General features: G+C 48.1%; 15 protein-coding genes. 2 read left to right on the plus strand and 13 right to left on the minus strand.

Annotation, left to right across the window (positions count from 1 at the left end; all coding sequences use genetic code 11):
- Positions 1 to 13: 13 nt before the first annotated feature.
- From NIAKO_RS11890 to NIAKO_RS11945, 12 genes are all read right to left on the minus strand, one after another.
- Positions 14 to 1,564, minus strand: a complete 1,551-nt coding sequence (locus tag NIAKO_RS11890) for a carboxylesterase/lipase family protein (protein ID WP_014218666.1) — start codon at positions 1,562 to 1,564, stop codon at positions 14 to 16.
- On the minus strand, positions 1,561 to 3,333 hold the full coding sequence (locus NIAKO_RS11895) for a glycoside hydrolase family 2 protein (RefSeq protein ID WP_014218667.1): 1,773 nt from the start codon (positions 3,331 to 3,333) through the stop codon (positions 1,561 to 1,563). Before NIAKO_RS11895 ends, NIAKO_RS11890 begins: the two co-directional genes overlap by 4 nt.
- Positions 3,334 to 3,375: 42 nt before the next feature.
- On the minus strand, positions 3,376 to 5,319 hold the full coding sequence (locus NIAKO_RS11900) for a glycoside hydrolase family 97 protein (RefSeq protein WP_014218668.1): 1,944 nt from the start codon (positions 5,317 to 5,319) through the stop codon (positions 3,376 to 3,378).
- A gap of 158 nt (positions 5,320 to 5,477) precedes the next feature.
- Positions 5,478 to 7,946 (minus strand): glycoside hydrolase family 95 protein, encoded by a 2,469-nt coding sequence (locus tag NIAKO_RS11905; protein ID WP_041348475.1) that lies wholly within the window; start codon positions 7,944 to 7,946, stop codon positions 5,478 to 5,480.
- A gap of 72 nt (positions 7,947 to 8,018) precedes the next feature.
- On the minus strand, positions 8,019 to 8,333 hold the full coding sequence (locus NIAKO_RS11910; RefSeq protein WP_041346659.1) for a two-component regulator propeller domain-containing protein: 315 nt from the start codon (positions 8,331 to 8,333) through the stop codon (positions 8,019 to 8,021).
- 217 nt (positions 8,334 to 8,550) lie between these two features.
- Entirely contained in the window at positions 8,551 to 9,129 is a 579-nt protein-coding gene (locus NIAKO_RS11915; protein ID WP_041346661.1) for a carbohydrate binding domain-containing protein, read from the minus strand.
- Positions 9,130 to 9,140: 11 nt separating this feature from the next.
- Positions 9,141 to 10,205, minus strand: coding sequence for an endo-1,4-beta-xylanase (locus tag NIAKO_RS11920; RefSeq protein ID WP_014218670.1), 1,065 nt, complete (start codon positions 10,203 to 10,205; stop codon positions 9,141 to 9,143).
- 19 nt (positions 10,206 to 10,224) lie between these two features.
- Positions 10,225 to 11,385, minus strand: a complete 1,161-nt coding sequence (locus tag NIAKO_RS11925; protein WP_014218671.1) for an IPT/TIG domain-containing protein — start codon at positions 11,383 to 11,385, stop codon at positions 10,225 to 10,227.
- A 17-nt stretch (positions 11,386 to 11,402) separates the two neighbouring features.
- Positions 11,403 to 12,986 carry a RagB/SusD family nutrient uptake outer membrane protein gene (locus tag NIAKO_RS11930; protein ID WP_014218672.1) on the minus strand — a complete coding sequence of 528 codons (1,584 nt, stop codon included), beginning with the start codon at positions 12,984 to 12,986 and terminating at the stop codon, positions 11,403 to 11,405.
- A 22-nt stretch (positions 12,987 to 13,008) separates the two neighbouring features.
- On the minus strand, positions 13,009 to 16,425 hold the full coding sequence (locus tag NIAKO_RS11935; RefSeq protein ID WP_207622447.1) for a TonB-dependent receptor: 3,417 nt from the start codon (positions 16,423 to 16,425) through the stop codon (positions 13,009 to 13,011).
- Between the two features lie 240 nt (positions 16,426 to 16,665).
- Entirely contained in the window at positions 16,666 to 17,967 is a 1,302-nt protein-coding gene (locus NIAKO_RS11940; protein ID WP_014218675.1) for a FecR family protein, read from the minus strand.
- A gap of 90 nt (positions 17,968 to 18,057) precedes the next feature.
- On the minus strand, positions 18,058 to 18,645 hold the full coding sequence (locus tag NIAKO_RS11945; RefSeq protein ID WP_014218676.1) for an RNA polymerase sigma factor: 588 nt from the start codon (positions 18,643 to 18,645) through the stop codon (positions 18,058 to 18,060).
- A gap of 236 nt (positions 18,646 to 18,881) precedes the next feature.
- Here NIAKO_RS11945 and NIAKO_RS11950 point away from each other — a divergent pair, with 236 nt between their 5' ends.
- Both NIAKO_RS11950 and NIAKO_RS11955 read left to right on the plus strand, forming a co-directional pair.
- Complete coding sequence (locus tag NIAKO_RS11950) at positions 18,882 to 19,457, plus strand: RteC domain-containing protein (RefSeq protein WP_014218677.1); 576 nt, start codon at positions 18,882 to 18,884, stop codon at positions 19,455 to 19,457.
- 86 nt (positions 19,458 to 19,543) lie between these two features.
- Positions 19,544 to 20,854: an alpha-L-fucosidase gene (locus NIAKO_RS11955; protein ID WP_014218678.1), complete on the plus strand. Its 1,311-nt coding sequence runs from the start codon at positions 19,544 to 19,546 to the stop codon at positions 20,852 to 20,854.
- A 50-nt stretch (positions 20,855 to 20,904) separates the two neighbouring features.
- On the opposite strand, the gene NIAKO_RS11960 is transcribed toward NIAKO_RS11955, so the two are convergent.
- Positions 20,905 to 23,061, minus strand: coding sequence for a glycoside hydrolase family 44 protein (locus tag NIAKO_RS11960; protein ID WP_014218679.1), 2,157 nt, complete (start codon positions 23,059 to 23,061; stop codon positions 20,905 to 20,907).
- Between the last annotated feature and the right edge of the window lie 141 nt (positions 23,062 to 23,202).

Consider the following 23,202-nt stretch of genomic DNA (forward strand, 5'->3'; position numbering starts at 1 on the left):
GTCAACGATTTTATCACTTCGCCCACTCTTCCCCTTCCGGTGTACGGCGCCATTTAAAATAAGCATCCAGCACTTCAAGTGATTTTGCATCCGGTACGGGTCCCGAATGCGGAGTTTGATTAAAATACATCACTACCGGTTTTTTATCGCTGAAGGCCGGCCAGGCAGGCAACCCGCTGCCATTGGGATGGCCATACTTTGCAAAGTTGGTCCAGTAGGTAGCCATAGCATCGGATATTTCCAGGTCGCTTTTGGTTGTTTGAGCCGCATCGAGGTGTTTGAAAACGTAAGCTACTTCCTGCGCATGCGGCGATCCATAGCCGTAACGCGGCGAACCCGCCGGATAACCGGGATGCTGATCGAAGTAATAATAAAACACGTTCGATCTACCGGTCTTCGATTGCAGCCGGGCCCAGCTCCATGTATGCCAGCCAAAGGCGGCATCCCGGCTTAAGTCCCTTGCTGTTTTAGGAACATTATTTGAATCAACGGGATAAGCTTTCAACAGATCCGCGGCAAATTTGCCATACCGGGTATTTACAGCCGTTGTATAATCAGCAGGCGTTTTAGGCGGTGAAAAGCTGGCGCCTTCATCGGAGTTGTAGCCGATCATCACAGCCACATCATTATATTTACCTGCGTCATATAATTTATACTGATCGTCTGGTATTACCCAGCCATCGATAATTGGCCATGCCAGCCCGCGGATGGCAGGTAATTTATCTGCATCAAGCTTTCGCAAATTTGCGATGGAATTATATCCTGCATTCTTTACATACGCGCTGCCAGCGCTTTCTGCATCGGGGAGTTTTTTTAAATTTTCGCCGGGATACGTAGTGGTCCTTGGCGGGCCGAACGACCCACCGCTTTGGGAGATGGCCCCCCGGAATAATCCTTTGGCGAGCGGCGAAGCGCATAACATGCTAACGGCAATGCCACCTGCCGATTCACCGAAAATGGTGACTTTACCGGGATCGCCGCCAAATGCGGCAATGTTTTTCTGCACCCATTGCAACCCGGCTATCATATCCAGCAGCCCATAATTTCCGGAGGTATGGCTGGGGCTTTCCGCACTTAATTCGGGATGTGCTAAAAACCCCAACTGGCCAACCCGGTAAGCGATGCTTACAAACAGTACGCCTTTGGCTGCTAATTTTTCACCACTGTAATTTACATCTGAAGTGGCGCCGGCATTAAAACCACCGCCATAGATCCATACCAGCACAGGCAGCTTTTCACCGGCAGACAGGGCAGGCGACCAAACATTCAGGTATAAACAATCTTCGCTTTTTCCTGAAGGGGGCGTCCACCCCTGTACGGGACCGGGAGCAAATTTGTTTGCCTGTAACACGGTGTCCCATTTTTTTACCGGTTGTGGCGCGCGCCAACGCAAATTGCCAACCGGTGGCAAGGCAAAGGGAATGCCTCTGTAAACCGTTAATCCACCTTCAACCCTTCCCTGCACCAACCCATCCGCAATTTTAATAGCGGCAGGTTGTTGGGCAACAATGATGCTGGTGGAAAAAATGGCAAACAAGGCAAGGAGGATAGGTTTCTTTTTCATATGGCTTGTTTATTTTTTTGTTGGTAATACGCATGCATCAAATACCAGGCTCTCTTTTTTTCGCCTTTATCAGACAGTAACCCTTTGCGGTTATATCCCTGCTGGTAAACAGGATTCATCCTGGCCGGCGACCGGTAGTCGAACAATAACCAGGGGCATACCCCGCATAAGTTGGGCACGGTGTTGAATAATTGCAATTGGTCGGTATATATCTTTGCCTGGTATGCTTCGGTGAAGTAAGCGGCTTCATCTGTCTTTCCGTAATGACTGCCATATAAAGCTTCGCCGCCGAACTCCGAGATAAACACCGGCTTCTCCGGGCAAACCAGCTTCCATTTTGTATCGGCCGGTTTACCCTGCCAGGGCACATACCAGCCAATGTACTCGTTCAACGAAATAAAGTCGCACGATTGGTAAAGCGGATCCCAAACATCAAATGTGTTGTTCTGGTACCGCTGGGTATTGGTAACATGTGTGATCAACCGGGTGGAATCCAGTGCCCTGCATTGCTGCGTTAAGGCCACCAGCGCTTCGGTGCGGTTGGGCGTACCGGGATAGGTTTCATTGGAAAGGCTCCAGATAACAACCCCGCAGCGGTTTTTGTCACGGCGCACCATTTCTTCCAGCATCGTTCCCATCTTTGCCCGCACGGCGCTATCGGCAAATTGAATATGCTGATAAATGGGGAGTTCGCTCCAAACCATTAAACCCATTTTCTCCGCTTCTTTTACCATGTTTTCATTGTGCGGATAGTGGGCCAACCGAACGAGGTTGCAGCCCAGCTCCTTTGCTGCATTCAATAATAGATCAGCATCCTGCTTAGACCAGGCCCGGGCGCCTTTGTATGGATTTTCTTCATGAATATTTACCGCTTTCAGAAAAACCGGTTTCCCGTTTAGCAGTATCTTATTCCCTTTCACTTCAATACACCTGAACCCTACCCTGGCCACCACTGTATCCGTTTCACTTTCTATTACCACCTTATACAATTTAGGCATTTCAGGCGACCACAGGGTAAACGCTGCCGAAAATTCAATCCCGGCCATTCCCTTTTCATCTGTTTGGGTTTTATAAACCAGGTTCAACTCAGGGATCCTGATAGTAATATGCTGTGCGGGTTGTATTCCATTCAATTGCACCCGGCCTGCCACCGTATGTAAACCGTCTTTTTTTAATTGTATGCTATAATCTTCAATATAAGTGCCGGCCCTTTCGGTCAACTCCACATCACGGGATATGCCGCCATAATTTAACCAGTCGTATCCATAGCCGGGTAATCCGTCGGTATGCCGGATGTTGTTTACTTTAACAACGAGGGCATTCGCGCCCGCCTTTACTTTGCCGGTAATTTCAAATTGAAAGGGGGTAAAGCCGCCTTCGTGGCTGCCGAGCTTACTGCCATTCAGGTAAACGTCCGCGGCATAATTTACGGCGCCAAAATGCAGGAACAACCGCTTACCGTGTTGCAGGGTGTAATTAAATTGCTTTTTGTACCACACTGTCCCTTCATAATAAGTGAGCTCACATCGTTGGGAATTAAAATCTCCCGGTACTTTTAATACGGGCGCCCCGGTAAACGAATACTCGAAAAAATCGGTTTTATGCTGCGGCTTATCTTCCAGCCAAACCTGCCGCCAGTCACCCACTCCCGCCGGATCGACGAGGGCTTTCCACGCCCCATTCAGGCTGGTTGTTTGGGCAGGCAGCGCGTTAGCCAACAGAACAAGGAAGCCGAAAATAAAAACCGGTTTTGTGAAAATCATTGTCATGCAATAGAACCCTTTTGACGGAGTAATATTTTTGTTTTACAATCATTCAAGCACCATTACAAATCCACTATTTGCATCCAGTGTAATATCGTACTCTTTTTGCTTTGCGGCATTAAGAATGGCTTTTGAAAACAATTCGCCCCTGGTCCCATCCGTGAACAGCGTTGCCCTGCTTTTCTTAAATGAGGCAATATCAAGATTTATTTTCTTTTCATTTTTTTCGCCATTAATACCCGCGATGTACCACCGGTTACCGCTTCGCCGGGCAATGACAGCATATTTTCCGGGATAGCCGGCTAAAAATCTCACATCGTCCCAGTTGCCGGGAAGTGTTCTTAAAAACGCTTTCACCTCGTCCGGTACACGAACCATTCCTTCGGGTGATTGTGCATAATGCTGTATGCCCGATAAGAATAAGACCGAAAGTGCCAGTTCAAAGGCGGGCGTGGTTTTTCTGATGCAATTGGAGGACGTAAGCCCGGTAAGATTCATGGGTGTAAAATCCATGGGGTCGAATGCGTTCCGGGTGAACGGCAACATAGCGCAATGGTTAGCCTGTACATCGGCTGCAGTCTGGTCAAATGTTACCATCTCCATTCCATAAATGGCTTCGGCTGTCATAAGATGAGGATATGTTTTTTGCCAGCCTCTTGGCAATGTAGCGCCGTGAAAGTTCACCAGCAGCTTATATTTTGCCGCATCATTCAAAATGTCGATATAGTATTGGATCATGCTTTGCCCGTCTCCACCGAAGAAATCGACCTTTATGCCTTTTATGCCCATTGCCTGTAAACGGCTGAATTCTTTTTCCCTTCCTTCCTTTGTAAGCAGTACATCTTTAGGATGATATTTGATCGTGTTCCAGTCGCCTGCAGAATTGTACCATAATAACAAGCCAACATTTTTTTGTTTTGCAAATGCCGACAGATCGGCTATTTTATCATAGCCGATCTTAGTATCCCAGTCTGCATCAATGAGGCAATATTGCCAGTGCATGTCAGCCGCATAGTCGATATATTTTTTTTGTTCATCGAAAGTGATGTTGTCATCCTTGCTATTGATCCAACTCCAGCTGGCTTTTCCCGGTTTTACAAAAGAGGTATCCCTGAACACCGCTGCCGGCGCCAGATCGGTACCCAATGTTGATTCTGCAATTGTTTTCAAACTTCCGATGGTTATAATACGCCAGGGGGTAAGCCACGGCTTATTGTTTTTGGGTAAATGGCCACCGCCAGTAAACACTTCTCTGGGGTCGGCTAAGCCGATTGAATAGACTCCCGGGGCAGCGTCATTCATCAATCTTGTACCGCAATAAGTACCATCAAGCGCCGCTTCGGTTATCAACACCCATGTATCCTTTGTTTTAAACAAAGCAGGATACACCCAACCCGACTTTAATGGTGATTGGGTGCCAACCGCAATGTCCTGCAAATAATGTTCTTCATAAGACGGATGACAATGTTCAAAACCTGTTTTTGCTTCACTCATGGGTTGCAACCAGGCCCTTGCATTTTTGTCGAATGAAAAAGCGGAAAATTCTTTGATTATCGTTTCATTACTTTTTATCCAGGGAAAAGAATACCGGAAAGCCACCCCGTCGTTGGACAACCGGAAAATGATTGCCATTTTTTTCTTTTCGTCATTCACAAAGGATAACTCCAATTGATTGGCCTGGTAAAGAATACTGCTTTTTTTTGCATTTTTGGTTTGGTAGCTTTCTGTTATGTGTTCCGGCTTTGCTGTTATGACCAGTTTCATGCCATGTGTAAAATCATGCCCCTGCATCATCACACCTAAAGCCGAAGGTTCAATGATGTTAACACCAGCTTTTTGTATCCTGTATTGAATTTCGCCGGAAGCTGATAAAAATACGTTTAACACGATCGACCTGTCGGGACTTTCCAGTTTAGCTACCTGTGGCGCCTCCCGGGCCATCAATGAATTACAAAACAGGATACAAACAATTACAATAGTTTTCGATTTCATTTTGTTTCTTTAAAAGATTGGATGCGCCATTTTATACTGTTTTAAGAAGGTGCTCAGGGTAGCAAAATTAGCAGACGGGTGGCAGGAAATGGGCATTCAAATATTGCAGACTATGGCCCAAAATGTTGCAGGGGGATGGCAGGTGGATACCTATCGGGTCATTCCAGCGGATGAACATAGTATCGCTGCCCTTTCTTCATTTTTACTGAAAGCACGAAATCATCAGCTTCCTGTTTTGCGCTGACTGCATTCACAACAAATGGCCTGTTGTTCCTTATCCGGCACACCCCATCGATGGCGGCCGTGATCATGGCTTTGTGCAACTTCCCTTTTGCCCATAGTATATCTACCGTAAATCCGCCGCGCGCTTTCAGTCCTTTTACCGCTCCTTCTTTCCATGCAGCCGGCAGGGCGGGTAAAAGATGTACTTCGCCCAAATGGCTTTGCAGCATCATTTCCGTCATACCAGCCGTTCCCGCAAAGTTGCCATCTATCTGAAAGGGCGGATGCGCATCAAAAAGGTTAGGGTAGGTACCGCCACCACCCTTTCCGTCGGCGCCCGAATAGTTGAGCAGTTGACGAATCAATTTATAGGCATGGTCGCCATCGAGCAAACGCGCCCACCAGTTGATCTTCCATCCCCGGCTCCAGCCGGTACCCGCATCGCCCCTTATCTCCAGCGTTTTCTTTGCCGCCTCAAAAAACTCCGGTGTATTGTGCTGAGAGATCTGGCGGCCCGGATGCAAACCAAACAGATGGGATACATGGCGGTGCTGCGGGTCGGTTTCTGCAAACTCTTTATACCATTCCAGCAATTCGCCCTTGCTTCCTTTTCTTAATGGGTACAGGTGCTTTCTTACTTCGGTTAACCGGTTGCGAAATAGCTGATCTGTATTCAACGCTTCGGACGCTTCTATTACATTCGTAAAAAGGTCCCGGATGATAGACATATCCATCGTGGTAGCAACCGATACCGCCTGCGCCCGCCCTTTTTCATCGCGGAATTTATTCTCGGGAGAAGTGGAAGGCGCTGTTACCCAATAACCGCTGCTGTCTTTCACCAGCCAGTTGAGCGTGAATACAGCGGCCTGTTTCATGATAGGGTATGCTGTGGCGAGGAATTTCTTATCCTGGGTAAATGCATAGTGTTCCCACAAATGCTGACAAAGCCAGTTACCGCCCATATACCAGTTGGCCCACACCGGATCGCCGGCGCCCCGGTCGCCCACCGGGTTGGCGCAACCCCAGATATCCGAATTATGATGCGCCACCCAGCCATCGCAATGGTAAAACTCCCGCGCCACCCGGGCGCCGGTCACGGAAAGTATCTTCAACCACTGCAGCAGTGGCAAATGCATTTCAGACAAATTGGTGCTTTCTGCCGGCCAGTAATTCATTTGTGTATTGATATTGATGGTATAGTTGGAACTCCAGGGCGCTCTCAATTCCTTATTCCAGATACCCTGCAAATTTGCCGGTGGCCCGCCCGGCCTCGATGCAGCAATCAGCAGGTAACGCCCGTACTGGTAGTATAAGGTCTCCAGCGCCGGGTCATACGCGCCTGCTGAATACGCCTGTAACCGTTTGTCCACAGGCAGCGTGCTGTTTGTATTACTTGCAGCGCCAGTATCCTTCAGTATAAACGAAACGCGGTTAAAATAGCGCTGATGATCGTTCACATGGTCCTGTTGCAACCCGGTGTAAGATCTTTTTGCGGCCGCATCGATCAGGCCAGCGGCAATGGCCTGCTCGTTTTTCCCTTCCTTATCAGGACATTTATCAAAACCGTTGAAACTGGTGGCGGCGGATACGATCAGGACCAGTTCTGTTGCATGCTGCACGTGCAGGCCCAAAGTATCTGCCGTGACCGTTCCTGTTTTGGTAATGGCTTTTACCCGGCACTGGAAACGCATGCCGTTGCAACCTGCCGTATCTTCATAAATAACAGGCTGCCGGTCTTTGGGATTATAATAACTGGGATCAACATGTGCGGGCGCCTTACCGCTCATGATCACTTCATTGTTCGCTTTTGCAGAAATGGTGTAATGCAGGGGACTGTTCAATGCCACCGAAAGATCGATAGCGCCGGGAACGCCGGCGCGAATGCGGATGACCATTACGTTGGCAGGCGCCGAGCAGAAAACTTCGCGCGTATATTCCACCCCATCAACCGTGAAACGGGTAGTGGCGATAGCGGTTTGAAGATCGAGCCTGCGCTGGTAAGCAGACGGCGTGCGCCCATTGAACGATTGCTTTAGCAGCAGGTCGCCCAGCGGCAGGTAGGATTCGGTAAAATACCCCTGCATCTTTTTGGCCAGTTCATTTGCTTTTGAATAATCCTGTTCCTTCAGCAACGCTTCGCGAATGGGCGCAAGGTATTGAAAGGCATCAGGATTGATGGATTGTTTTACGGGGCCACCGCTGTAGAGCGTACTTTCATTCAACTGGATCAGTTCTTCCTCTACCCGCCCGAAAATCATTCCGCCTATGTGACCGTTCCCCACCGGCAGGGCCTCTACCCACGCTTCAGCCGGTTTATTGTACCACAAGCTGAGACCAGACTGCGCAGATATTTGTCGGGTGACGGTAAGCAGGAATAGTGTGAACGTTATAGTAACAATACGCATAGCAATCATATTAATTTATTTGTGTTACGTTTCCCGGTTTGTTTGAATGAATGGGCGTAAACGCATACAACCTCAATTGTGTCGGGGCCCGGCTCGCCAATAACCGGCTAACATATTGCCCTGCCCGTCGGCTTCAACATCGTTGACGACCGAATTTAGCTGTTTCGCTTTTTTTTGAGGAGTATAATAATAAAGAAAAGAAAAATTGTTAGTGTGCCTTTGGTAAACACATGCGCCCTGGCTGGTACCTACCCACAAATTGTCTTCTGCATCTTCACCGATGGCATTGATCCGGTTGTTAATTAAAGACCGGTTGTTTTTGAAGTTATTTCTGAAGACCTTGAATTCATATCCATCATAGCGGTTCAAAACGGCATTACCAGGCATAAATCGTTTCTTCAAATTTATCGTTTACTCTTTGCGCTTTTATTGTATTAAAAAGACTTTTTTTTATATAAATACGACATTTTCGATTTAAATATTCCATAATAAATCATTTCATCAGCCGCACATAAAAGATCCCGGGCATCTTTTGAAAAAAGAAACCCCCAGCTTTCGCTGCGGGCTTCATTTTTTGGAAACAAATCAGCGCAGGATACGTATTTTAAAAACGGGACCCGGTTTGCCGGTTGAATGCAACCGCATGCTTCTGATATTCTTCCATTGAAATTGTTTTTACACTCACATCGTCTATGAACAGGGCGCCTGTGGCATAACCCAGCGCAAACAACAGCTTGAGCCTGGAAACACCGGGCGGTACCGCCATGGCCTTTTCGGTAAACGTCCATTGTTCATCGCCGGTAACGGTAATAAGCGTTTCGGGGCCGTTTATTGTTGTTTCATTTTTATCCTGGAATTCGATGTTAAACAGGCCACCCGTCCAGGCCCGGCTGCTTTTCACCACGTTATCAGCTTTCATCCAGGCGCTTATTAAAATATACTGCGTGTTTTTAGGCAGGGTTATTAGCTGGTGCATACCGGTCCATTTACCGGTATCCAGGGAGGTGATAACCGCACTGGCTTTCCCTGTTTTTACTACATAAGGGGTTGTTTTGGCGCCGTATTCCGTCCAGCCGTACAGCTCATCTTCAAAGCTGCCATTGGTAACCAGGTTTTTTTGCGCCTTTGCCGTTAGGTGGGTAAACAGCAAAGCAAACAACCCATAAACTACATTTTTATTCATACCCGGTTTATTTATTTCAATCCATTTACAATTCCCTGCCAGGCATCTTTTCGCTTATAAGATGCATCGAACGGCAGCGGCCAGTCGGGGCGGTGATAAAAGGGCGGGATCCACGAATCGGCGTCGCCAACGTCCCAGGTGGTAATACCGAATTGCTGGGCCGCCGGTAACGCATTGTATGCCTTTACCAGGTTCTGGTATTTCTGTGACTGCGCCGTTGCTATAGCCGGAGTAAAGGTCATATTCTGGTCGTTACCGGGGTTCACAGCAATATCGAGTTCGGAGATGTGCACTTTAAGGCCGGTATTGGCCACCGCGGTGATGGCAGCGGCAATTGCATTATCGGGCACGGTAGTATTGGTGTGCATCTGCATGCCGATGCCGTCGATTGGGATTCCCCGGTTCTTCATACCCGTAACCAGCGATAAAATGGCCGCCCGTTTTACCGCTGAATATTCGTGGCCATAATCGTTGTAGAACAGGAGGACGTCTGGATCTGCCTGCCGTGCATATTGAAAGCTGCGGGCCACGTAATCGGGTCCCAGGTGCTGCAGCCAGATATTGTTGCGCAGGGTACCGTCTTCATCGATCGCTTCGTTCACCACATCCCAGGAAACAACCTTGCCTTTGAAATGGGCCACTTCGGTTTGGATATGCGTTTTCAGCATGTTTTCCCAGGCGGTGGAATCGCCGTTGAAACTGGTAACCCAGCCAGGCAATGCCTGGTACCAAACCAGGGCATGCCCATGCACCCGCATGCCATGCTGCTGCGCGAAGCTGACCAGGTAGTCGGCCTCACCGAAATTGAAATTGCCCTGCGTTGGCTCGGTGGCGTCCATCTTCATCACGTTTTCGGGTGTTACACTGTTGAACTCTTTTGCCACCAGGGCGGTATAAACCGCATTGTTCCTTAACAGGTTTGTATTAATGGAAGCGCCCATGGGGAAATGCGCATGCGCATATAACCCTGTGGTGTCAATTGGCGGTTCACCGGTGGCCGGTGTACCGGCCTGCTCTTTTTTTGAGCAGGCCAGTAAGAAGGTACAGCACACGGCCAGTTTGAAATATATTTTCATAAAGCAGGATTTAATTTTATTAATAAACACCCAGATCATCCAGGAAAATAGTTTCCGGCGCACTGGCGCTCAGTTCCTGGAAGCCCAGGTAGCTGAGTGATGTGGGGGTGCCCGTTTGCGTGGCATCCTGGAACAGGTTCAAAGGAATAACATAGGTACTCCAAACTTTTTCATGCAGGATAACGGGTACCTGGCGATGGTCGAAATCGTTCAGGGCTACTTTTATCACCTTTCCTTCGCAACCGGTAGAACCGCCGTAAATGGAAAATTTAATATAGGTAGCGCCTGTTAAGTCGATGCCGGGGCCGCTGCCAACGGCATAACCCGCATAATTACCCGTATAATCGACCCGGATGGAATACTGGCCGCGTTTCACCACTTCGGTACTTTGGGTATTAGCGTTCCAGCCAATAAAACCAAAGGTGTAACCGTTGGAAGGAACCGCGTCCTCGTACAACAGGCTTTTGAACCCAAAAGGGACGGCCATAGGTGGTACTACCCCGTTATAAGAAGCGTAGGGCCCAGACGAAGTGCCCCCTGGTGTAGTTATAGTTGTTACACCCAGCGCATTGGCCGGTACGATCACTTTAATGGCGGTAGATGTATTGGACACGATCTTCGCCGCCGTGGACCCGAATTTCACCACCGAGGCATTGTCGAGCACGGTGCCGTTAATGGTTACGGTATCGCCGGCATTGCCGGTAAACTGGCTGAGGCCGGTAATGGTGGGCGCCGGTTGCAGTATCATGAAATCGAGCGTTGCGGAACCGTATTTGGTAGTAACCACCAGCTTGTTACTGCCGTTCAGCCAGGGTGTTTCGGCGGCAATTCTAACGATGATAGACGTATTGGTAACCAGCGCCGGGTTAAAATAAACAGCGTACCCGTTGAACGATACGGTGGTGGTGGTTTGCAGATTAGTACCTATGATGGCAAACAGGCCGCCCAGCGCGCCCGCGGTTACCGTAGAATCAAAGGCTACAGGTATTACGTCATTCGATGTGTACGATGTGCCCAGGTCCTGCCGGTGCGTTACCAGCATGCTGTCGTATTTGTTCACCGTACGTACCCGGGTGAGCGAAGGAGCTGCGTCGCTGTTCTTTTTGCACGACACAACGCCCGTTGTGAGCAAGGCGAACAACACCACAGCGCCCGAGAACAATTTATATCGTGAAGTCATTTGGGGAATATTTAAGGTTAAAAATGATACGGCACAGGCGCCTGTAACAATTTGGGATTAAGGGTTGATTCGGTGGTGGGATAAGGCAGCAGGAAATTGGCATCGCTGATGTTGTATTTCTGCGACCATACTACTACGGGGGTGGTAGTACTGTAAATGCCTCTTTCCTGGTTGTCGATGATCGCAATGGCCTTGGGATGCGATGTTACATTGAAGCCATCGAGCCGCCCGAGGTCGAACCAGTAATCGCATTCCATCGCCAATTCTATTCTGCGCTCGTGCATAATATTGTCCTGGGTAACGGTGGTAAGGGGGCTTAACCCGGCACGCTGCCGCACTTTATTCACCGGGCCAAGGGCTGCCGGGTCGGTAGTAGATGCTTTACCGGCCAGCACCGCCTCGGCTTCAATAAGCAACACTTCGGCATACCGCATCAGGTACGTATTGACGCCCGTTGAAAATGCGGCGCCCAAACCGCCGTTGTCGGCAGGTGTGCCCACCACGTATTTTTTTAATAAGGCCGAAGTGCCCTGCGAAATGGCGTTTGACGGTACGGTAAACCCGCCGTGGGCCTGGTCAATTTCAGGATATACGTCGCCCGGGTACATGAGGGTGGGTTTGCGGCGAAGATCGCCGGCCTCATACGAGCTGGTAAGATCGATGGAACCAGCCACCGAACCATAGCCATCGCCAGTGCCTGTTATTTGCGAAGTAAAGGCAAAAAAGGCCTGCTGCGAATTGCCATGGCCGTAAGCGCTTCCGCCCTGCCATTGCAACGCGGCCACTGATTCTTCGTTGTTGTTATTGGCCGTCTTAAACAGGTCGGCATAGGTTTTACCGGCAATATCAACGCCGTACAGTTTAAACTCACCGCTGTTGATAACCTTTTCGGCTTCGGTGCGTGCATTGGCATAGTCGCGCATGTATAAATACACTTTTGCCAAAAAGGCCGAGGCTGATCCGCTGGACACATGCCCCTGCGTTTTGCTGCCATTCCTGATCATGGCGGTGCAATTGGCTTCGGCAAATTGCAGATCGTTCAAAATAAACTTATAGATATCCGTTACCGGGTTGGTATTCACCTGGTAATTGTTTACATAGTCGAGCGAGTTGGTGATGATGGGCACATTACCCCAGGTGCGTACCAGGTAAAAATAGGCAACGGCGCGCATGAAATGCGCTTCACCCAGTGCGTTGTTCACCACGGCGGCAGGTATTGTTTTGGCCACGTGCGTGGGCAGGTTGTTGATAACCCCATTTGACTGGGCCACTACGGAATACAGGGCATTCCATGCCGCAGATAATTGTATGTTATCGCCTGTTACGGAAAAATTACTGAAATTGATCACATCGGGCGAATAGGTGCGGGCGTTACCGCCCATCATTTCGGCGATACTCCAGGATGCTTTATTGTTCCAGTCGAACCAGGGTGAATTGTACAGGGCATTGGTACCGGCCTGCACCTGATCGGTAGTCTGGTAAAAATTATCCAGGGTAAGGGTGTCGGCAGGCGGGCGGTTGAAAAAATCTTTTTTGCAACCGGCTGCCGAAAGACCCATTAACAGCAGGCTTATTTTGAAATAATGATTGTATTTTTTCATGTTTCATCAGGCGATTAAGTGATTAAAGCTGTACGTTCATTCCAACGGTGATGGTGCGGGCAAGCGGATACCTGCCATTGTCGATATTTGTAAGGATAGCGCTTTGGTTGCTTGCACCAATTTCGGGATCATAGCCGTTGTAACTGGTAAACGTATGCAGGTTTTGAACACTGCTATAGATCTTCAGCCCACCTATTTTTGCTCTGTGGAGCCAGCGGGCGGGTACGTTCCAGCCCAGGTTAATGTTCTGAATGCGGAGGTAAGACCCGCTGTGAATAAACCGGTCACTGACAAAGATGTTGGGATTGTCTGTTCCGACCTTAGGGGCAGGAATATCAGTGTTGGGATTGGTTGGCGTCCAGTATCCGGCAACAGAAGCGTATTGGTTCTGGTAAGGACCGGCCAGGCCACCCAGTGTACGATCGAGCAGGTTCAGGATCTTGGCGCCGTAGGAACCATACAGGAAAATGCTCAGATCAAAATCACCGAAGGTAAAGTTGTTGGTAATGCCATAGGTGAATTTGGGATTGGGGCTACCAAGCGCCACACGGTCTTTGGCATCGATCACCTTGTTATTGTCCAGGTCCTGGTACTGCACATCGCCCAGCCAGGTGCCGGCGCTGTTATTACCAACGGGGCGGTTAAACTGCTGCGGCGCGTTGCTTAACTGATCATCTGTTTTAAATAAGCCTTTCACCCTGTAACCGTAAAACTCCCCAATGGGGCCGCCCACCACGGTGCGGGTAGCCGCCACATCGAGAAAGCCGTTGGTGACCTTCCCAATGAGCTCATCGAGCCCCGTACCCAGTTCTTTTACCGTGTTGTTATAATGCGAGAAAATGATGGAGGTATTCCATTTTACCTTTTCACTAACGATGTTATGCGTGTTCAGCGTAATGTCGATACCCTGGTTCTCTACCCTTCCCAGGTTGACATATGGCGGATTGATACCACCGAGGTAAGTAAAATCGCCCACCAGGTAGGCTGGCAAGGGCAGCTGAAATAAGAAATTCCGCGATGTTTTTTTGTATACATCCACGGTGGCATCCACCCGCCTGTTAAACAGGCTGAAGTCGAGACCGGCATTGTATTGAATAGAGGTTTGCCATTTCAGGTTCGGATTGGCGATCTGGTTCAGCAAAAAGCCCGTACCCAGCCCCGTTACTGAAGCGTTCAGCGGCGAGCCATAGAGGTAATTGGGAATTTCCTGGTTGCCTACCTGGCCATAGCCCAATCTTATTTTAATATTATCCGCCACCGTTTTTATGTTTTGCATAAATGCTTCGTCACTCAGTTTCCACGATGCGGCGAACGCCGGGAAATAACCGATCTGGTGCTCGGGTGCGAATTTTGAAGATTTGTCTTTGCGAATAGTTGCCGTAAAACTGTACCGGTTGCTGTAATTGTAAATAACCCGGGCATAAAAAGATTCCTGGCTCTGGCTGCCTTTGTATTCATCATTCGTGGCGGTAGTTGCCTGCCCCAGGTTCAGCGACTGTACGGTGTTGCTATAAAAACCCTGGCGAAAGCCCTGCGTGCCGCGCCAGTTTGCCTGCTGTACTTCGTGACCGGCCAGCGCAGTCAGGATGTGCTTTCCGGCAAAAGTATGCTGGTAGGTAAGGTATTCCTTCCAGATGCCGTACGTACTTTGCTGCGACCGTTCATTAAGTGAAGCATTCGTGTTCACGAACCGGCCCCACGTATAAGATGGCGTAAAAAGATTGTTATCGGAAAAATTAAAATCGCCGCCAAGCTCTGACCGGAGGGTTAGGTCCCTGGTGAACCGGATATCGTTATACAGGTTGGTATTCAGATTGGACCGGTTGAGGTGATTGGTGATCTGCTTTGCCTGCGCTACGGGATTAATGACGCCGGTGACTGAAAGCGGGTCGCTGGCGGGCGGACCGGAATAGCTACCATCAGCATTGTAGGCAGTAAGATCGGGCGCCTGCAGCAGCGCGTTATAAATGATACCGTTGTTATCACCCTGCACCACATCTTCTGCGGTTCGGTTACCTGCCAGGGTAAGCCCCAGCTTAAACCATTCCTTTACCTGTGCGTCGAGATTGGAGCGGAACGAATACCGTTTGAAGCCCGAGCCTATAACGATGCCATCCTGCTGCAGCATGCCGCCCGACACATAATAGTTCATTCCATCCTTACCGCCCGAAACAGACAGCTGGTGGCTTTGCTGCAAAGCTTTCCTTAACACCAGGCGCTGCCAGTCGGTACCGGCGCCCAGTAAACTGGAATCAGCCAGATCGGGCCTGCGGCCAACGCCGAAAATATCGCTCATCACATCCTGCAACCTGGCATATTGCTTCAGGTCCATCATGTGGATGTATTTCGACACCTGCTGCTGGCCAGCATAGCCGTTGTAATTTATTTTGGCATTGCCGTTCTTACCGCGTTTGGTAGTGATAATGATAACCCCGTTACTCGCCCTGTTGCCATAGATGGCGGTGGCCGAAGCGTCTTTCAGTACATCGATGGATTCGATGTCGTTGGGATTGATCATAGCTAACGGGCTTACCGAGCTTTGCGTGTACGTATAGCCGGCAGCGGTTTGCAGGGGCGACCGTCCGCTGGTACTTGAATTATTGGCATCGCCCGAGATGGGCACGCCGTCGATCACATACAGGGGCTCATTGGTACCGCTTAAAGAGGTGACGCCGCGCACGCGCACGGAGGTATTGCTGCCCGGAGCGCCGGAGTTTTGCGTAATGCTTAGTCCCGCGGCCTTACCCTGCAGCAGCTGGTCTACGCTGGGCTGGGGAATAGTGGCGATATCGATCGCTTTTACCGACGAGATGGCACCGTTGATATCCCTTCTTTTTTGTGTACCATAACCTATCACCACCACATCACCCAATTCTTCAGTGGCCAGATTAAGTGTGATGTTGATGGTGGTTTTACCGGCAATGGCCACTTCCTGTTTTTGCATGCCCACAAACGTAAATATCAGGATGCCGTTGGTAGGCGCCGGAATGTGGTACCGGCCATTGATATCGGTATTTACGCTGTATTTGGAATTTTTAACCGTTACCGAAACACCGGGGAGCCCGCGGCCTTTTTCATCCTGGACCAGGCCAACGACGGTGATGGTGGTATCGGGGGAACTGACAATGTCCTCCGGTTTGGGCGCAACAGATTTTTTAATGACAATGGTTTGCTGAAAAATACGGTAGGTTACCGGCTGGTTCTTAAAACATTCATCGAGCACGGTCTCAACCGGAACATGGTCAAAGTGAACGGTAATTTTCAGCGATGTGGGAAAGTCGGCCTTTTCGTAAAAAAAATTATACTTACTCTGCTTTTCAATATTGTGCAAAATGGCCGGAATGGAGGCGCTTTTTTCATGAATAGTGATGCCCTGGCCGAAGCCTTCGGCACTAACCCTGGAAAGTGAAACAATCATTAGAAGAACAATCAATTTCATAGCAATCAGGCCTTTGGTTAGTTTGGGCAATAGCACGGACAAAACGCTAGGGTTTAATTTCATAACTTTGAAATGTCTGGGTTTACTTAAAATTGCTATAGTCAATGGTAATAAGCAGTACCCCGATATTCGCCGGGAACGTGGTGCAAACACTTCCCGGTTTTTCATTATGGGTATGCATATGGATGTTGGATTTTAATTTTTACATAGGCGTATTGATTTTGTGATGATGAATGATGTTTAATTGATGATGGTTACGTCCTGGCCGGTTACGCTGACATTGATTCCCTTATAACGGAGTATGTTCAGGAATTCAGCCAGCTTTATAGTGCGCGGGATCTTACCATTAAATTCACTTTGAGATATGGTGCCCTTGTATTGTACCCGGATGTGATACCAGCGGGCGGCCTGGCGCATCACTTCTTCTATACCCACATCCGTGAAACTAAACAGGTTGTTTTTCCAGGCGAGTACCTCTTCCAAATCTGGTGAATGGTCAATGGTGAGTGGTGAGTTCCCGACTTTGCCGGGATGCCGGGAATCGGCAGGGTCTGTGGTGAGTGGGCTCGCTACTGCAATAGCCTGCTCACCAGGTTTTAAGACCACCGACTTTTCCGCAGACGTTTTAGCGGAGGCGGATTGATCATTGACCTTTGACCATTGACGCACTTTCACTTTCCCTTCCAACAAAGTTGTCTTAACAACCTTCTCATCATCATACGCATTTACATTAAAATGAGTGCCCAATACTTCTACGGCGCCCCCTGGAATATTAACAATGAAGGGCTTCTTTACATTCCTGACCACTTCAAAATAAACCTCGCCAGTAATAGACACCCGGCGTTCATTACTTGCAAATGAAACCGGAAACCGCAGCGTAGATGTCGCATTCAGCCACACTTTTGTACCATCCTGCAACTGCACCTGGTACTGGCCGCCATAAGGCGTTGAAATGGTATTGATAGCGGTAGCATAAACGCCTCCGGCACTGTCTTTCACCTTATAAAGTAATTGTCCGTCTGCTGTTTTGCTGATCTGCATGTTGCCCTGGCGGGTGAATGCACCGCTCTTTAAGGTATCCAGCACTATAACCGAACCATTGGCCAGGCGGAGTATGGCCTTGTTATTATTGTATAGAGAATCTTTTTGCAATAAAGCTGGTGAAGTGGAAGCGGTGACGGCAGGAACGGGCCGCTGCCGGAAGATAAAATAAAACGCTCCGGCTAAAATAACAACAAACGCAGCAGCAGCTACACGCTTCAGCCAAAACAATTTTGCCGGCATCTGTTTTTCTGAACGGTCGTCTCTTCTACTATGAATATCTTCAAGAATGGAATTGAGAATGGAGTCGCTGTTGGAGGTTGTATAACGAGGCGCTTCTTCCTGCAGTTGTTGCCAGGCCTGTACGATGAGGGCATTCAACTGTTCATCATCGCCTTCGCGGTAAAGCAGTTGAAATAATTCATCCGTTTCCTCCCGGCTTAAGGTGTTTTCATAGTATCCCTGGAACAAACGGCTGAGCCTTTCGTTGTTTTTTTTCATACAACCAATTGAGTTTATATCGCTAAATCGTTACAACTATATCCAGCCCCCTATAGGACAAAAAGAAGGGATAAAAAGGGGGTATTCATTTCAAAAAAATAAAAAGAACAGCAGCACTTTTAGTTCTGCCATTTTCTTTTTAATATAAGCAGTGATGGATGCAATGGCCAGTTGAATATACTTTTTAACCGTTTCGCGGGAGATATTCATTTTGCCACTTATTTCTGCATAGGTCAACTGTTCGTACCGGCTCAACAGATATGCTTTCTGCTGCTGGTCAGGCAATTGGTCGATGGCCTCATCGAGCAGGGTATACCAGGTATGCGCTGGCTCGTCTTCATTGTTCAGGGGATACAGCTCATGCGCCTGCTCCCATTGCTGCCGCTGCAGGCGTTCTTTGATTGTTTTCTTTAACACATTCACCGCATGGTTGCGCGACAATACAAACAGATAGGGCTTGAACCGTTGGATGCCCGCCAGCACTTCACGGTTCACCCATAACTTGAGAAATACATCCTGCACCACTTCCTCGGCCTGCGCCATGGAGCCGGTTAAACGGAAGATGTGAGAAATAAGCCATTGGTGATAGCACATAAACAATTGCCCGAAGGCCCGTTCGCTGCCACAGGCAACCTGTTGCAACAATTCATATTCAGCAACGCTGTCGGGTATTGACATAAGGGGCTACAAATAAGTGTGAAGTAATAAATTGGCAAAGTTGCCTGAAGACCTTCAACGATGAAGTGAAACCAAATTAAACAATTTCGATATACCGGTAATTCTAAAATTACTGTTTGCATCATTCCTCCCCCTATTTTGAACGATTTACCACCCCTGTTTCGCAGTAAACAGATGTAACTTTCGTATAGCATATCAGAACGAGGATTGTTTCTAAATAACTAAAACGAGGGCATATGAAAAATTCATTGTTAATGCAACAATGCCGGCTGATCTATAAACGGATTCAGCAGGATATTCAAAGTCACGGATCTCAATTACCCGATGAAATCAAATATATAGAATGGGGATTTGGCGCTACTCTGCAGGCCTGGTTAAGCATTGAGAAGATCACTGAAGGCTACCCATTCAGGGATCAACAAGAAGAAGTTTGTTTTTATAAAAGCCAGAAACCACGCTTCACGGGATTGATCGATTATTTTAATTTACTGTATAAATCGATTTTGTTTCAACCGGAAGATTGTACAAAATGGGAGGACTACTGGAAAAGGGAGTTGCATACCTGCATGGATGCTATTGCCAGATTCACAATAGCCTGCCTTAACTATCAACAGCAGCAACCCGATACTGACCTCTATTTCCTGCAGCATAATAATCAGCAAACGCTGCTTTTCGGCAGCAATGTATCCACTTTTGATTTTCAGCGTACTTCTTATAGCTGCCTGCTGGGCCGGCTGATTGCTTTGAAAAAATATAAAAAGTATATCCAGGAGAAAATCTGTATCAGGATTCCTTTAAGGCAAATTGCTTAAAGCAGGCCTGGTCTTATATGTTGCAGACTATGGTCTCAAATGTTGCAGAAGGGATGGCTCTGTGAAAATAGCAGTAATTTAATTTCATGAAAAGATCCCTTTTAATACTGTCGTTGATTATCATTACCCACCATTCATTTGCACAGGTAGTTGTAGATTCCTCCCTGTTGCTTCCGGAAAAAGACATGCAATGGTGGAAAGATTCCAAGTTCGGCCTGTTCATTCATTTTGGTTTGTACTCCGTTCTGGGCCAGGGCGAATGGGCCATGTTCTATAAAAGGATGGACACGAGTGAATATGGCAAACTGAAAGACTCGTTCACCGTTTCAAAATTCTCCGGAAAAAGTTGGGTAGCCATTGCAAAGCAGGCCGGATGCAGGTACATGGTGGTCACCTCAAGACATCACGACGGTTTTAGTTTGTTCAATACCAGCGTTGGCAATTATAACTCCCTGAACAGCCCGGTAAAAAAAGACCTGATCAAAGAATATGTCGATGCAGCGCATGAAGCCGGCATGAAAGCTGGCATTTATTATTCGCCGCTCGACTGGCGGTATCCAGGTTTCTTTTTTCCCGACCTGTATTACTCCAATGCCCTGGAAATGAAAAAGCAAACCTACACCCAGGTTCATGAGTTGTTAAGCAATTATGGAAAGATCGATATTTTATGGTATGATGGAGGAGAAGATAACTGGCTTGGTTTTGCAGGTTTGATGTGGGATGGCGGCAAAGGTTGGTACACCCGTGGTTTCAATAAACCTTACACCGGAAAATTCAGCTGGGAACCTGTAAAGCTCAATTCAATGGTAAGAGAACTGCAACCAAAGATAGTGATCAATCCACGCAGCGGATGGATGGGTGATTTTAATACCCAGGAAGTAACCTTGAGAGGAAGAGAAAGCAGGCCCTGGGAATTGTGCACCAACTTAAGTCAAACTGCCTGGGGGTGGACGCCTGAGGCAGCCAACCGGATGATGTCGCTCGACAGCTGCATCCGTTTATTGGTGTCTGTTGTATGCCAGGATGGAAATCTATTGTTAAATGTGGGTCCAAAACCAGATGGAGAAATTGAGCCTGCGCAGGTGCAACGACTGAAAGAGATCGGTGATTTTCTTTCCAGAAACGGAGAAAGCATTTACGGCACCAAAGGAGGCGTGTGGGATGCAACATGGGGTGGAACCACTTTTACAGATAACGCGATCTACGTTCATGTTCTACAAGTTCCTGCAGATGGAAAAATTAATCTGCCGGCTGCTTTAAAAAAAATTGCCTCCGCAAAATACCTGGGAACGAATGTAAAGGTAAACTTCAAACAGCGTGACAATGAAATTGTATTGAATGGGATCGTCAATAAAGAAAACAAAACTGATGTGATCGTGAAGCTGAATTTGCAGTAGGAAAACGTTAATAAGGGACTTCCCGGTCTGATACGGAAAGTCCCAGCTGTTTATTTTTGTTTTATAAAGCTTATAACCTCGCTGCCGGCATGAAGATAATACTGCCCTGCGGCAAGCCCACTAAGCTCTATCGCCGTTGATAAAGTGCTGCCCGGCGATTGCAAGGTCATCGTTTTTACCATGCGTCCCATTCCGTCAATTATTTGAAGCGACACAGCGCCTGCCGGCAGATGCAATTGAACCGTTAACACATCTTTAGCCGGGTTGGGAAAGATGGCCATTGAACCATTTTTATCGTAGCGGATGGTTACCATTTTGCTATAGGAATAACCGCCATGCTGGTCTATCATTTTAAGCCGGTAATAATTCACAGTGGGCAGCGGTTGTTCATCAACAAAAGTGTATTTGCTATTGGCGTTTTCACTTGTTACTGCCCCAATTCTTTTAAAGGATGAGCCATCCGCGCTTCTTTCCACCTCAAATGAAGCAATGTTCAACTGGTTGGTGGTGGTAAAATTCAGGACCACTTTGTTATCGCCTTTTGATGCGGTGAAAGTAAGCAGGTTTTGAGGAAGCGCCACTCCTGCGCCGGTTACCAGCAGCGAAGTAATTGACATAGGCGCCAGGGTAACCTGCAACGTATTGTTTGCCGGCGAAATGGTAGCCTGTTGCAGGGCATTGCTGCTATGCGATACAAAGGTTTCTGTGCCCGCCGGTAAGTTACGCAGCGTGAGCGTTTGTACAGCCTGGTTGGCAGCCAGGAAATCGGGAAAGTTTATCACCACAGTCTTTGACTGGTTTTGAGACCTGTTAACCAGTGCTATGGTTACCGAATCATTATTGTTATTAACGGTTGTGTAGGCCGATACATTCTGTTCATCGCTGGAAGTGGCCAATACACTATTACTTTTATTATACCGGCTAAACAGGTGCAGGGTTTCCCACATACCGGGGTCCCAGTTCCAGGGCGAGAAGTATTCTACCCCATGGTTCATGAATTCGCCCAGCATAGACGCATACCAAACGGCCAGGGCATTCGGATCATTTTGTAGCTGCGTAGCGGTTTCAGATACAGCAAAAGTAACGCCGTTGCCGGAACCCATATATTGGTTCAGCCATTGCTGGCATCTGCCAAAAACATTTTCTATCTGTATGGAGTTATCCCATCCCCCATTCACCACTTTTACGCCGTTGGCCTCGGGGAAAATATAAGTGCTGTCAAAAAACACCCGGTGATATTGCACCACATTCGAAGCGGAGTTGCTTCCAGGATAGAAATGAAGATCGATAACATCTAACAACCTGATGCCTGTGCTTTGTTCTTCTTCAGCCACCCGTTTAATAAAATACTGCAGCCAGGGATACCGTTTTCCATCGGAGCCGGTAACCGGCGCCCCGCCAAAGTTAAACCATTGCCATTCATTCGGGCTCACAGGCCCCGTTAACTTAATGCCGGGAAAAAGCGCCCTTGCTTTTTTGGCTACTGCAAAATACAATTGCATGAATGTTTCTGCATCGGGTTGAACCGGCATCACATCGTCGTGCGTGCCCGACCAGATCTCCACTTCATTGTCCATATTCCAGTACCTGATGTGGGCAGCATCCAGGCCCAGGCCTCCGTTTCCAAACCAATGGGTGAGGATACCAGTGGTAGAATCTGCCGTCCAGGGCTCCAGGTATTTGGTGGGGTCTCCATTGGTGAGGGCCTGGCTGCCGCCGGCCGTATTTACCACACCGCCGCCTGCGAGGTTTTGATTTACGCCCGACCACCATTGTGAGTTATTATAACCCCAATCGTTGAAATTGTTGGCAGTGTTGCTGGCCGCCTGGCCAATGAGCTGAAAGCCCCACATACCCTGAGCTGCAGGAAGATTCTGGTGAAGGGATTGTGCCGCAAAATCCCAATCAGAACTATATACATTATTATACCAGTCGGGATGGCTGCTGATTTTTAGCCGCCAATTGTGTTTGGTGAGGTTGTTGCCGCCATTTTCGCGGAAGAAATTAAGACCTGCATCTTTATACAGCTGCCAGGTATTTGCTGAAACAGGGCTTCCCGGATTGTCGGAAAGAGAATTATTGCGGCCATAGATAAATGGAGAAACCGCTTTTCTGTTATTAAAGATCTGCACATTAACCTGCACATTCTGCGCATGGAGTGCTATATACAGGCAAAACAACAAACTGGTTAAGAAGAACTGTTTCATGGTATGGTAAGGATTATAATTAATAAGCCTTCCATAGAACAAGTAAAGTGCCAAATAGCAGCAGGGCGGGGCCGGCCAAACTAACTGGCAACATTTACTACTAGTTAATGAAACATTTGATACCCATCCGATGTGACGAGA

The sequence above is a fragment of the Niastella koreensis GR20-10 genome (assembly GCF_000246855.1).
Lineage (GTDB): Bacteria > Bacteroidota > Bacteroidia > Chitinophagales > Chitinophagaceae > Niastella > Niastella koreensis.